We start from the raw sequence: 13,361 nt of genomic DNA, 5'->3' as shown, positions 1-13,361 counted from the left end.
GTCGGGGCGCAGGAGGACACGGCGTCCTGTCGTCAAAACTGCTGTCATCGAGTGGGAACCGCAATGCCTCTTGCACTTTATGCTCTCGCCGCCGGTGCGTTCGGCATCGGTGTCACCGAATTCGTCATTATGGGCCTGCTGCTCGACGTCAGCACCGATCTCGGCGTCTCGATCTCGGCCGCCGGCCAGTTGATCTCCGGCTATGCGCTGGGCGTCGTCATCGGCGCGCCGCTGCTGACGATCGCCACCGGCCGCTGGCCGCGCAAGACCGTGCTTCTGGTGCTGATGGCGGTCTTCACGCTGGGCAACCTCGCCTGCGCGCTGGCCCCCGACTACTGGACGCTGATGGCTGCCCGTGTGCTCACCGCCTTCGCCCACGGCACCTTCTTCGGCGTTGGTGCGGTGGTTGCGACCGGGCTGGTCGCTCCCAACAGGAAGGCCTCGGCGATCGCCCTGATGTTCACCGGCCTGACCATCGCCAACATCCTCGGCGTGCCCTTCGGCACCTGGCTCGGCCAGGCCTTCGGCTGGCGGGCGACCTTCTGGGCTGTAACCCTGGTCGGCATCGTCGCCTTCGCCATCATTCTCCTGCTGGTGCCGCGCAGCCCGACAGCGCTGGAAAAGAGCGACCTGCGCGGCGATCTCGCCGTGCTCGGCCGCGCCCCGGTTCTGCTTGGCTTCGCCGTCACCGTTCTCGGCTATGCGGGCGTCTTCGCCGTCTTCACCTATATCGCCCCCCTGCTGACCGAGATCACCGGTTTTGCGGAAGCGGCGGTGTCGCCGATCCTGCTTGTCTTCGGCGGCGGCCTCATCGCCGGCAATCTCGCCGGCGGCAAGTTCGCCGACCGCTGGCTGGTGCCTTCCGTCCTCGGCAGTCTCGTTGTGCTGGCGCTGGTGCTCGGCACGATGACCTTCGCCCTGCACAGCCGGGCGATGGCTGTCATCCATGTCGGCCTGCTCGGCGCCGCCGCCTTCGCCACCGTAGCGCCGCTGCAGATGTGGGTCCTGGAAAAGGCTGAAGGCGCCGGCCAGAGCCTCGCCTCGTCCATCAACATCGCCGCCTTCAACCTCGGCAACGCCGCCGGCGCCTGGCTCGGCGGCATGGTCATCGCGCATGGCCCCGGCCTCGGCGCCGTCACCTGGGTCGCCGCCCTGCTGCCGCTCTCGGCGCTCGCCGTGGCGTGGCTGGCGCTGCGCCTCGATCGCCCGACGCTTGGCGAGCCGGCATCTGCCCGCTCGTAGCAACCCGACGAACCCCTTAGACATCACAGGAGAAAAAGATGGATTATCGACGTCTTGGCGCCTCGGGCCTGAAGGTTCCGGCGCTCTCGTTCGGCGCTGGAACCTTCGGCGGTTCGGGGCCGCTGTTCGGCGCCTGGGGCAGCAGCGATGCGACGGAAGCGCGGCGGCTGGTCGACATCTGCCTGGAGGCCGGCGTCAACCTGTTCGACACCGCCGACGTCTATTCGAACGGCGCCTCCGAGGAAGTGCTCGGCGCAGCCGTCAAGGGCCGCCGCGATGCCGTGCTGATTTCGACCAAGACCTCGCTGCCGATGGGCGACGGACCCAATGATGCCGGCTCCTCCCGTTCGCGCCTCATCAACGCGGTCGAGGACGCGCTCAAGCGTCTCGGCACCGATTACATCGACCTGCTGCAGCTGCATGCTTTCGACGCCGCAACGCCGATCGAGGAGGTGCTGTCGACGCTGGACAGTCTCGTGCGCGCCGGCAAGCTGCGCTATGTCGGCGTCTCCAACTTTTCCGGCTGGCAAGTGATGAAATCGCTCGCCCTGGCGGACAAGCACGGCTACCCGCGCTACGTCGCCCATCAGGTCTACTATTCGCTGGTCGGGCGCGACTATGAATGGGAGTTGATGCCGCTCGGCCTCGACCAGGGCGTTGGCGCGCTGGTTTGGAGCCCGCTCGGCTGGGGCCGGCTGACCGGCAATATCCGCCGCGGCGAGCCACTGCCGGAAAAAAGCCGGCTGCACGACACCGCAAGCTTCGGGCCGCCGGTAGAAGACGAGTTGCTCTACAGGGTTGTCGATGCGCTCGAAGCCGCGGCCAGGGAAACCGGCAAGACCGTGCCGCAGATCGCCATTAACTGGTTGCTGCAGCGGCCGACCGTCGCCTCCGTCATTATCGGCGCGCGCACCGAGGAACAGCTGCGCCAGAATCTTGGTGCCGTCGGTTGGTCATTGACATCAGACCAGATCAAGACGCTCGACGCAGCAAGCGCGGTGACCGCAGCCTACCCGTATTTTCCGTATCGCCGGCAGGAGGGTTTTGCCCGGTTGAGCCAGCCTGCGGTCTGAGAGACTCGATCGCTCGTTCGGGTGACCATCATAAACATTCGGGACTAGCCGAAGCCTCCCCAACTTCGTCATCCCTGGGCGAAGCAGGAGCGAAGCTCCGTCGCGGAGACCCTGGGATCCATGCCATAACCTTGGCCGTAGGGTGCAGCGGAGCAGAATTCGGCACCGCAGCCGGCGCTTTGAAGTCACGGCATGGATCCTGGGGTCTGCGCCGCGTCGCTCCGCTCCTTACTCCGCCCCAGGATGACGAAGCTCCGGGATGTTTCCGCCAATCACTAAGGCAGATCCATCATGCAAGCAGCCCGCCAGAACTTTCTGCGCCGTTGCCCTAATGCAGCACGAACTCGCCATCGAGCTTCCGCCACTCATTGGGCGCGATCAGCTTCTGGTGCGTATAGCTCACCGAATGCAGCGGACCATCGAGCTTGGCCTGCCAGAACTCGATGAACCGGATCAGCACCGGAAATTTCGGAGCGATGTCGTAGTCCTGCCAGATGAAGCTCTGCAGCAGATGCGGATGATCGGGAAAATGGTAAAGGATTTTGGCCGTGGTCAAGCCATAGCCCTTGAGCATCAGGTCCATTTCGGAATGGTCACGCATCGCGGTCCCCCGGTTGATTCTCCTTCCTCCCAATTTGAAATTGTGCCCGCAATTTGCTTAATCGTCTATTGATATTTCGTAGTTAGAGGCCGGATTTACGACACAAAAACATGCAGTTAGCAGCGATCGTGGTCGAGTGCTGATAGCTGCAACTCAAACCTGTGCGGCATCCCGCCGCGCGAATCCAACGTCTAATGTTGCCGTCACCGCGGAACTGTTAATAATGCGCGCGAATTCGCGGCCGCTTCGCCGCGATGCCGCCGGCGGTCAAGCCGGGCGGCCTGGTTTCGGGAGGAAAGCAAAGATATGTCCGAGGTTCATGTCCATCGCGTCCAGCCGGCGTGGAAGAAGAATGCGCTGATCGATAAAGACACCTATTTGAAATGGTACGCCGACAGCGTGAAGAACCCGGACAAGTTCTGGGGCAAGCACGGCAAGCGCATCGACTGGTTCAAGCCCTACAGCAAGGTCAAGAACACCTCCTTCGACGGCAAGGTCTCGATCAAATGGTTCGAGGACGGCGAGACCAATGTTTCCTGGAACTGCATCGACCGGCATCTGAAGAAGCGCGGCGATCAGACCGCCATCATCTGGGAAGGCGACAATCCCTACGATGACAGGAAGATCACCTATAACGAGCTCCATGCGCATGTCTGCCGGCTCGCCAATGTGATGAAGAAGCACGGCGTCAAAAAAGGCGACCGCGTCACCATCTACATGCCGATGATCCCGGAAGCCGCCTATGCGATGCTTGCCTGCACGCGCATCGGCGCCATCCATTCGGTGGTCTTCGGCGGCTTCTCACCGGACGCGCTGGCGGGCCGCATCGACGACTGCAAATCAAGCTTCGTGATCACCGCCGACGAGGGCCTGCGCGGCGGCAAGCCGATCCCGTTGAAGGACAACACCGACAAGGCGATCGAAATCGCCGCCAAGGCCGGAACGAAAGTCGAAAAGGTCGTCGTGGTGCGCCGCACCGGCGGCAAGACCGGCTGGGTGGCCGGGCGCGACGTCTGGTACCATGACGAGATCGCGACGGTTAAGGCGGAATGCAAGCCGGAGAAGATGAAGGCCGAGGACCCGCTGTTCATCCTCTACACATCGGGCTCGACCGGCAAGCCGAAGGGCGTTCTGCACACCACGGCCGGCTATCTCGTCTACGTCTCGATGACCCACCAATATGTCTTCGACTATCACGACGGCGACACCTACTGGTGCACCGCCGATGTCGGCTGGGTCACCGGTCACAGCTATATCGTCTACGGGCCGCTCGCCAACGGCGCCACCACGCTGATGTTCGAAGGCGTGCCGAACTATCCCTCGCAATCCCGCTTCTGGGAGGTCATCGACAAGCACAAGGTCAACATCTTCTACACCGCGCCGACGGCGTTGCGCGCCCTGATGGGCGCCGGCGACGCCCATGTCGCCAAAACCTCGCGCAAATCGTTGCGCGTGCTCGGCACGGTCGGCGAGCCGATCAATCCGGAAGCCTGGGAGTGGTATTTCAACATCGTCGGTAACGGCAAGGTGCCGATTGTCGACACCTGGTGGCAGACCGAGACCGGCGGCATCCTGATCACGCCGCTGCCCGGCGCCACCCCGCTCAAGGCAGGTTCGGCGACGCAGCCGTTCTTCGGCGTCAAGCCGCAACTGGTCGACGGCGACGGCAAGGTGCTGGAAGGCGTTGCCAGCGGCAATCTCTGCATCGCCGATTCGTGGCCGGGCCAGATGCGCACCGTCTATGGCGACCACGAGCGCTTCGTGCAGACCTATTTTTCGACTTACAAGGGCAAATATTTTACCGGCGACGGCTGCCGCCGCGACGCCGACGGCTACTACTGGATCACCGGCCGGGTCGACGACGTCATCAACGTCTCCGGCCACCGCATGGGCACGGCCGAGGTCGAATCGGCGCTGGTTTCGCACGAGAAAGTCTCGGAAGCCGCCGTCGTCGGCTACCCCCACGACATCAAGGGCCAGGGCATCTACTGCTACGTCACATTGATGGCTGGCGAGAAGCCGGACGAGGCGTTGCGCAAGGAACTTGTCACCCACGTCCGCAAGGACATCGGCGCCATCGCCACGCCCGACAAGATCCAGTTCGCTCCGGGCCTGCCGAAAACCCGATCGGGCAAGATTATGCGTCGCATCCTGCGCAAGATCGCCGAGGACGATTTTGCCGCGCTCGGCGATACCTCGACGCTGGCCGACCCGGCGGTCGTCGACGACCTCATCGCCAACCGGCAAAACAAGCGGACATAAGAAACATCCGGTCGACGGTCGTCGGAAACCCCATCGGATGAGATCGGCTCGCTGGCGCTCTACTGATAAAGGTCCGCCCGCGTCGGCGGCAGTCCGCTCGGGCCCCGCGCGCGCTTGGTGACGACGGTCTGGAAAATCTGCGCCGAGGCGCGTTCGAAAGTGATCGAACAGCCGGTGAGATAAAGCAGCCAGAGGCGCGCCTTGGCTTCGCCGACCTCGGCGATCGCTTCGTCGAAGCGTGCGTGGAGGCGCTCGGCCCACAGACGGCAGGTGCGGGCGTAGTGCTCGCGCAAATTCTCGACATCGTAGACAAGAAAGCCGTGCGCTTCGAGATTGCCGAGCGTCATGCCGATCGTGTCGAGTTCGCCGCCGGGAAAGATGTATTTGATCAGCGCTTTGAATTCCGGGCCCTTGCGCAAGGTCTTCTTGATGCTGCCCTTGTCGCGCCGGGTAATGGCGTGATGCAGATAGATGCCGCCTGGCTTGAGCAGGCGACGAATGGTCGAGAAATAGGCGGCGTGGTTGGCCAGCCCCAGATGCTCGAACATGCCGATCGACGAGATCTTGTCAAAGGAGCCGGACAGCTCGGCATAGGACTTTATCTCGATGGTGATGCGATCCTCCAGTCCCTCAGCACGGATGCGCTCGCGGGCGAGCTGGGTCTGGGCTTCAGACAGCGAGACGCCATGGCCGACGACGCCGTAATTTTTCGCGGCATGGATGAGCATGGCTCCCCAGCCGCAGCCGATGTCGAGCAGCCTTTCGCCAGGCTTCAGCCGGAGCTTGCGGCAGATATGGTCGAGCTTGTCTTTCTGCGCCTGATCGATGCCATTGGCGAAATCGGTGAAATAGCCGCAGCTATAGACCATGCGGTCGTCGAGAAAGAGCCGGTAGAAGGCGTTCGAAATGTCGTAGTGGTGCTGGATTGCCTGCCTGTTCGACCCGCTGACGAAGGGGTTGCGCCCGGAAAGGTCGGTCCGCGCCGTCATCTGTTTTCTCGAAAACAGCACGGCCGGCAGGTCGCGCAGGACCGCGAGCTTGGGCAACGACTTGAGCTTCGCCCTGAGCTTGCCCTGCGCAGGCAGAGCGTAGAAATCGAACAGCGACCCGTCTTCCACGTCGATGGTCTTGGAAATCCACATTTCGATCAGCGTCGAGAGGTTGGGCCGGCGCATCACCTGCCAGACGATGTCCTGGTCGTTGATGGTGACCACCGGGCCGGTGGCGGGGCCGATCCGCTCGCCGTTCCACAGCTTGACCGCGAAACCCGGCTTCAATGTCTCGATAACCGTTCGAACGATCCGTGCGGCTCTCTCGGCTGCCTCCATCCCCGTTCCTCCTGCTCAGCCCCTGACGGTCCGGCAGCGACATTGCCTGTCCGATCGGATAGCCGCAAGCAGTTAGCGGCAAACGCGCACCGCATTTTCACTATGGCGCCTTGCCATTTGCAGATCGACACCCCATCATGAGGGCGTGTTCAACAAATCGAAAGGAGGTGATCCGATGTCGAGTGATTTCGTTTTCCAGAACGTGGCCTCAGCGGATTGCACTTTCGGGAAGCAGTCTTCCCGTTAAGGCGCGAGATGCGCGGCTGGCGACGCCTGGAGCGCCGCGCGTCCTTTGGACGCGCAAAGAACGCTCCAGCACTTTAAGTCACGTCGCCGCCATGAGCCGCGCCATGGACGGAAACACGGAAGGCCGCCGGCTTCGAAAGAAGCGGCGGCCTTTTCCTTGTCCGGATCCTGCCTGGTCAATGCCCTCTATTTGGTCAATGCCAGGCTTTCGATGTTGCGCGCTATGTCCTGGAAAGCCTGGTTGAGTTCCGTCCCGTTCGCGGCCTGATAGAAGTGCTTGATCTTGCCGGTATCCGGGCTCGCGCAATTCTGCAGTGTCGCCTGGGCATTCTCCTCGTTGAGATCGAAACCGATGGTGAAGATTTCGATGCCCTTGTCGCGCATGGCGGTACAGAGCGTCTTGGCTGCCGTGCGGGTCGGTTCCTTGCCGGCATCATTGTAGACCTCACCGACAGTGCTGGCATCGAAATAGGACAGGTTGAACTCGCCGTCGGTCATCAGGATCGCGATTTTGGCGACCTTTTTCGGATCCGCCTTGGCCGGCCGCTGCGACGCGTTCATCACACTGCCCCAGTTTTCCGAAAGCATGTACCAGGTCCACTGCACGCCGATATGGCCCGCGGTGCCGCCCGATGCGACAAAGTTCTTGATGACGTTCTTGAGCGCCACGGCGTCCGCCGTCAGCGGCTTCAACGCGGCGACCGGGCAGGTAGCCGTGCCGGTCGGCCAGGCGAAGAACGACAACAGGTAATCGCGATTGATCATGCTGATGTCGGGACCTACATCCGAATATTGATAGGTGCCCTTGCGCTCGGTGGCGCAATTGTCCGGACGCGTTAAGCCGGAGACATACTGTATAGCGCCATTGCCGGGCGCCTGCTTGCGCTGGCTGGTCGAGGCTTCGACGTAGACGCTGCTGCCGGCAAGCGCGCCGGCATTCACCGAGTTGGCGTAGGGCACGATGGAGACTCGCACTCGGGGGTTGGCGGGGTCCTGACCGCCCAGGAAGCTGTCGACCGCGTTCGCTGCGGCCGTCCTCAGGTCGATTATTTTCTGGCCGGCCATTGAACCTGTGACGTCGAGCATCATCGCCACTTCGATCGTCTTGTCCGAATAGACTGCCGTCGTCGATGCGGCAATGCGCTTCATGTCGCCCATGCCGAAGATTGGAAAATAGAGGCCAAGATCGACATGGATCTCCGCCTGAACCGTCTTGGCGATTTTGTCGATGGTCAATTTGTCGAGGACGATCCGATCAGCCTGCAGCATGCCCGCTCGGCTGTTGGCATCGAGAAACGCCTGCACCGACTTGTTGGCCTCGGCCTCCGTGATGACGCCGGTGGTCAGGTCCCGTGCCGTCGAGGTCACCGCCGCATCGACCACGCCCTGCAAGCTCGATTTGGTGTTGTAGAGCTGCGAAGCATTGACGGCAAAGCCGACGGCAAGCGCCAGCACCGACGCGACCATGCCGAACAGAACCGCTAAATTTCCGCTTCGATCTCCGGCAAAGCCGCCGATCGCGTGAACAAGACCCCCAAAACGCCGCATGCTCGCCTCCATTCGCCACGACTCGAGCCGTGTGAAGGCCGCATTGCAGGATTCCGGCCGGACGGCGTCCTCATCGCAGCAAATGCCGGCGGCTCATAGTCAAGCCATTGTTTTTGCTTGGTTTCGAAATGGGGCAAGGTAAATAGGCGGTAAACGACAAGCCGCTGCGGCAGTTTCGTTTACCAAGCGCTTACCATGATCCCGAGGTCTGCCGTGGAGCACAACAGCCCGATCCCGATCCGGCACAGAGGGTCTGTGCCGAAGCGGATCAGGCGCATCATATCCGTAGGACAGCCGATGATCGTAAGAGCCGGACGCGCCGTTCGCGCTTGCGCTCCTATGCCAGCATCTGCGCGCTGGCCGTCCTGTCGACGTCGCGATGGGGCGGGTTGAACAGATTGCTTTCCTGCTCGTAGGTCCAGACCTTGAACAGGCTGAGCCGGTGCGGGCCGAAACTGTGCAGCAGCGGCACGTCGGTCGCGTCGCGACCGCGCGCGATGACGACGCGGCCGATCCTCGGCATGTTGTGGCGGGGGTCGAACGTGTACCACTTGCCGTCGAGGAACACTTCCAGCCACGCCGAAAAATCCATCGGTGCCGGGTCGACCGGCACGCCGATGTCGCCGAGATAACCGTTCACGTAGCGGGCTGGGATGTTCATGCAGCGGCAGAGCGTGATCGCCAGATGAGCGAAGTCGCGGCAGACGCCGACGCGCTCCTCATGCGCCTGCGCCGCCGTGCGGGTCGGGCGCGCATAGCCGTAGCCGAACGACAGACGGTTGTGGACATAGTCGACGATCGCCTGAACCCGGGCCCAGCCGGATGGAACAGGCCCGAAAACCTGCCAGGCCAGATCGCTGAGATGATCGGTTTCGCAATAGCGACTGCCGAGCAGATAACAGAGCACCTCGTCGGGCAACTCCGCCACCGGCACTTCCCTGGCCAGCGTGTTGACCTCGTCGGTCTCGCCGCTGTCCTCGACGACGGCGTCGTAAAGAATGCGAAAGCCTCCGCCAGGCGCGGTGAAGCGGCGGCAGGTGTTGCCATAAAGATCGTGATAGAGCCTGGTTGGGACGGAAGGCGAGGTCAGCACGCGCGTTTGCCGCTTGATGTCGGCCTGGCGCTGCTTGTGGATCTCGAGCAGCGAAATCACCGGGGTGGATTCAGCACAGTCGATGGCGATTTCGTAGCCGAGCCGAATCAGCATTGCGGTTCCCCTCTTGTGAATGTCGTGGAAGGCGATTGGATTAACGCGAGATGGCCGGCCGTGGTTCCCTGGCCTGTCGAAAAAGGCGATCTCGTGCCTTCCCATGCCGCCGGTGCGACGTTACGGTCGATCGACAGGCTTTGGTTCCTTCCGAAACAACTTGGGATAGCAGATGTTCGCAGGCAGAAAATTCGCAGCCTTGCTGTTCGATATGGACGGCACGGTGGTCAATTCGATTGCCGCGGCAGAAAGGGTCTGGGCAGATTGGGCACGCCGGCAAGATCTCGACGTTGCCGCATTCCTGCCAACGATCCACGGCGTGCGGGCGATCGAGACCATCGCTCGGCTGGCGCTTCCAGGCGTTGACCCGATGCGTGAAGCCGATGCGCTTCTGCAGGCCGAGGTGGCCGATATCGACGGCATCCTTCCAATCGCCGGCGCCGCGGCGTTTCTGGCGTCGCTGCCACCCGAGCGCTGGGCAATCGTCACTTCGGCGCCGCGCGAGCTGGCTCTGCTGCGCATCGCGGCCGCCGGCATCCCGCTTCCCGCCACCCTTGTCGCGGCCGAGGACGTTTCCCGCGGCAAGCCGGCGCCGGATTGCTTCCGGCTGGCGGCCGAGCGGCTGGGCGTCGACGCGCGCGACTGCCTCGTTTTCGAAGATGCGCCCGCCGGGATAGCGGCGGCCGAGGCCGCGGGAGCCACCGTCGTGGTGATCAGCGCCACGCACCAGCATCCGTTGCAAACGCCGCATGCTGCGATCGCCGGTTATGAGGGGATCGGCGTCACCGTCGACGACCGCGGCTGGATTGTCCTCGGCGCGGAGCGCGCTGCGGCTTAGGGTATGTTGAGATTCAGGTCAGGCCGAGCCGGAGTCGAAGACGGGCGCGAAGCGACCAGACTAGGTGGGTTCCGAGAACCGGAACGGAGCGGACTTTCAGGTCCGTGAGAAGCGCAGGAATCCGCTGTTCGCAGGCCGGCATCACCTGAATATCGACATACCCTTTAGAAATCGCTGGTCAGGCCCTTCACTTCCCAATCGCCATAGCGGCCGGGTTCCCTGCCGCCACGGCCGCCGAGTTCCCGGGGCATCGCGGCTTCCTGCCGTCGATAGTGTTCGCGCCGTGCTTCCGCTTCCGCCAAAGCGCGGCGGGCTGCCGGTGTCAGCGTCCTTTGCGGCACGTCGTGACCGGGGCCGGCGTCTGCATTGCTGGTTTCGCCTGATATATTGGCTCCGTCGATCATGCGATATTCCCGGCGATTGAAACCGGCCCCAATTGAAACAGGGCCACACGTTTCCCATCATATAGCGATGAGCCGACAAGGATCGACCCTTTTTCCGAAAGGCCGGCAGAAACGGAGCAGACAATGAACACACTTCGCACCGCCATGCTTTTGGCAGCGATGACCGCGCTGTTCATGGGCGTCGGCTATCTGATCGGCGGATCGGGCGGCATGGTGATCGCCTTGCTGATTGCCGCCGCGATGAACCTGTTCAGCTATTGGAACGCCGACAAGATGGTGCTGTCGATGAACCGTGCGGTCGAGGTCGACGAAAGGAACGCCCCGGAATATTACGCCATCGTGCAGAGCCTCGCCAGACAGGCCGGCCTGCCGATGCCGAAAACCTATCTGATCGACAACCCGCAGCCCAACGCTTTCGCCACCGGCCGCAACCCGCAGAATGCCGCGGTCGCCGCCACCACCGGACTGCTGCAGCAACTGTCGCACGAAGAGGTCGCGGCGGTGATGGCGCACGAGCTCGCCCATGTCCAGCACCGCGACACGCTGACCATGACGATCGTCGCCACGCTTGCCGGTGCGATCTCGATGCTCGGCAATTTCGCCTTCTTTTTCGGCGGCAACCGCGACAACAACAATTCCCTTGGCATTATCGGTGTGCTGGTGGCGATGATCGTGGCGCCCTTTGCCGCGATGATCGTGCAGATGGCGGTCAGCCGCACCCGCGAATACGAGGCCGACCGGCGCGGCGCCGAGATCTGTGGACAGCCGCTCTGGCTTGCCTCGGCCCTTGATAAGATCGCTCGCGGCGCCGAACGCATCCGCAACCCGGATGCCGAGCGCAATCCGGCAACTGCCCACCTCTTCATCATCAATCCTCTTTCCGGCGAGCGCATGGACAGCCTGTTTTCGACCCACCCGAGCACCGACAACCGCATCGCCGCCCTGCAGGCGATGGCGCAGGACATGGCCGGTGGCGCATCCGCCTCCGCGCGGCCGCAAACGCCGATGTCGCGGCAGGCAGACGAACAGCGGCCTTCGGGCCCGTGGGAGAGAGCTGAGCAGCCGGCTGAGCCGGCCAGGCCAAAGTCCAATCCCTGGGGCCGCAATCCGACCGGACCCAAGGGTCCGTGGTCGTGAGCGAAGCGAAACGCCGGCACCGAATTTCAGGCGATCATGAAAACAATGCAGCGAGCCCCGGCGAATCTGTTGCCGGCCTGGCCGCGCGCAAGGCCGCGGCACGATTGCTGGCCGCCGTCATCGATGCGAGGACGCCGCTGGACGGGCTGACCGACCACGAGAACGGCCATCCGCAATACAAGGCGCTCGATTTGCGCGACCGGGCGCTGGTGCGCGCCATACTGGTCACTGCGCTGCGCTTCCGCATGACCATATCAGGGTTGCTGGCCCGCCGCCTGGAAAAGCCGCTGCCACCCAACGCCACCGCGCTTTCGCATATTCTGCATGTAGCAGCGGCGCAGATCCTGTTCCTCGATATTCCCGACAGCGCCGCAGTCGACCTTGCCGTGACCCACGCCAAGTCCGATCCGCGCACGGTGCGCTTCTCCGGTCTCGTCAATGGCGTGCTGCGCACGCTGGCGCGATCCAAGCAGGCCGAGCTCGCTGCAGCGCTTGCCGCCACCGACGAAGCGCCGAAATGGTTTTCCGATCGGCTGAAAGCCGCCTATGGCACTGAGAAAGCCAGGCAAATCCTCGCCGCCCACAGATACGAGGCGCCGGTAGACTTCACGGTCAAGACGGATCCTGCGCTGTGGGCCGAGCGGCTCGGCGGCATCGTGCTGCCGACCGGCACTGTGCGCGTGGAGAAACTCAGCGCCTCGGTCACTGAACTGCCCGGCTTTGAAGACGGCGCCTGGTGGGTCCAGGATGCCGCCGCCAGCCTTCCGGCCCGGCTTTTCGGCGACGTGAGGGGTTTGCGCGTCGCCGATCTCTGCGCCGCCCCCGGCGGCAAGACCGCTCAGCTCATTCTCGGCGGCGCCACGGTCACCGCGATCGATTCCTCGAAGAACCGGTTGGCGCGGCTCTCGCAAAATCTCGAACGGCTCGGTTTGTCCGCAGAAATTGTCCAGGCCGATCTGCTCAAATACGAGCCGGAACAACTGTTCGACGCCGTCCTCCTCGACGCGCCCTGCTCCTCGACCGGCACGGTGCGGCGGCATCCCGACGTGCCGTGGACGAAGACGGCGGCCGACATCGAAAAACTCGCCGATCTGCAACGCAGGCTGCTCGCCCGCGCCGTCAGCCTGGTCAGGCCTGGCGGGCGCATCGTCTTTTCCAACTGCTCGCTCGACCCGCTCGAAGGCGAGGCGCTTCACCGCGCCTTCCTCGCCGGGACGGCTGACATTGTCGACGATCCGCTCCGCCCGGGCGAGATCGCCGGCATCGATCCGTTCCTGACGCCGCAGGGCACGCTGCGCACCACGCCCGCAGATCTGGAACTCGGCTCCCCGGAACGGTCCGGCCTGGATGGCTTCTTCGCCGCCCGCATGCGCAGAGCCGGCCAGCGCTGAAAATTTGAAGACTGTTTTAGGAAGAATCCTGCGGAAAACAGGCTGAATTTCATGGCCTCCGTGGAATTCACCTTCGCATAAGTT

Annotated in this window: 11 protein-coding genes; 6 read left to right on the top strand and 5 right to left on the bottom strand. The window is 63.2% G+C overall.

What is annotated here, in order from left to right; genetic code table 11:
- Nucleotides 1–63 precede the first annotated feature (63 nt).
- Both AC0L3H_RS15945 and AC0L3H_RS15940 read left to right on the top strand, forming a co-directional pair.
- Nucleotides 64–1,242, top strand: coding sequence for an MFS transporter (locus tag AC0L3H_RS15945; RefSeq protein WP_473586104.1), 1,179 nt, complete (start codon nt 64–66; stop codon nt 1,240–1,242).
- A gap of 38 nt (nt 1,243–1,280) precedes the next feature.
- Complete coding sequence (locus tag AC0L3H_RS15940; protein ID WP_473586103.1) at nt 1,281–2,315, top strand: aldo/keto reductase; 1,035 nt, start codon at nt 1,281–1,283, stop codon at nt 2,313–2,315.
- 328 nt (nt 2,316–2,643) lie between these two features.
- Here the strand turns inward: AC0L3H_RS15940 and AC0L3H_RS15935 are convergent, their stop codons facing one another.
- Nucleotides 2,644–2,916, bottom strand: a complete 273-nt coding sequence (locus AC0L3H_RS15935) for an usg protein (protein WP_077380769.1) — start codon at nt 2,914–2,916, stop codon at nt 2,644–2,646.
- Nucleotides 2,917–3,222: 306 nt separating this feature from the next.
- Here AC0L3H_RS15935 and acs point away from each other — a divergent pair, with 306 nt between their 5' ends.
- Nucleotides 3,223–5,178, top strand: a complete 1,956-nt coding sequence (gene acs / locus AC0L3H_RS15930) for an acetate--CoA ligase (RefSeq protein ID WP_473586102.1) — start codon at nt 3,223–3,225, stop codon at nt 5,176–5,178.
- A 59-nt stretch (nt 5,179–5,237) separates the two neighbouring features.
- On the opposite strand, the gene AC0L3H_RS15925 is transcribed toward acs, so the two are convergent.
- From AC0L3H_RS15925 to AC0L3H_RS15915, 3 genes are all read right to left on the bottom strand, one after another.
- On the bottom strand, nt 5,238–6,506 hold the full coding sequence (locus AC0L3H_RS15925) for a class I SAM-dependent methyltransferase (protein WP_473518058.1): 1,269 nt from the start codon (nt 6,504–6,506) through the stop codon (nt 5,238–5,240).
- A 432-nt stretch (nt 6,507–6,938) separates the two neighbouring features.
- Nucleotides 6,939–8,300, bottom strand: a complete 1,362-nt coding sequence (locus AC0L3H_RS15920; protein ID WP_473586101.1) for a pilus assembly protein TadG-related protein — start codon at nt 8,298–8,300, stop codon at nt 6,939–6,941.
- A 337-nt stretch (nt 8,301–8,637) separates the two neighbouring features.
- On the bottom strand, nt 8,638–9,507 hold the full coding sequence (locus AC0L3H_RS15915) for a transglutaminase-like domain-containing protein (RefSeq protein ID WP_473586100.1): 870 nt from the start codon (nt 9,505–9,507) through the stop codon (nt 8,638–8,640).
- Between the two features lie 172 nt (nt 9,508–9,679).
- Between AC0L3H_RS15915 and AC0L3H_RS15910 the strand changes: the two genes are divergently transcribed.
- Nucleotides 9,680–10,345 carry an HAD-IA family hydrolase gene (locus tag AC0L3H_RS15910; RefSeq protein ID WP_128173621.1) on the top strand — a complete coding sequence of 222 codons (666 nt, stop codon included), beginning with the start codon at nt 9,680–9,682 and terminating at the stop codon, nt 10,343–10,345.
- A gap of 164 nt (nt 10,346–10,509) precedes the next feature.
- On the opposite strand, the gene AC0L3H_RS15905 is transcribed toward AC0L3H_RS15910, so the two are convergent.
- Nucleotides 10,510–10,749, bottom strand: coding sequence for a DUF1674 domain-containing protein (locus AC0L3H_RS15905; RefSeq protein ID WP_473586099.1), 240 nt, complete (start codon nt 10,747–10,749; stop codon nt 10,510–10,512).
- Between the two features lie 123 nt (nt 10,750–10,872).
- Here AC0L3H_RS15905 and htpX point away from each other — a divergent pair, with 123 nt between their 5' ends.
- Nucleotides 10,873–11,886, top strand: a complete 1,014-nt coding sequence (gene htpX / locus AC0L3H_RS15900) for a zinc metalloprotease HtpX (RefSeq protein WP_473536395.1) — start codon at nt 10,873–10,875, stop codon at nt 11,884–11,886.
- Nucleotides 11,877–13,277, top strand: a complete 1,401-nt coding sequence (locus AC0L3H_RS15895; protein WP_473586098.1) for an RsmB/NOP family class I SAM-dependent RNA methyltransferase — start codon at nt 11,877–11,879, stop codon at nt 13,275–13,277. The genes htpX and AC0L3H_RS15895 overlap by 10 nt, the downstream gene beginning before the upstream one ends.
- Nucleotides 13,278–13,361: the final 84 nt, after the last annotated feature.

The organism is Mesorhizobium sp. WSM4816, assembly GCF_055811535.1.
This window is presented reverse-complemented; position numbering and strand designations above follow the sequence as displayed.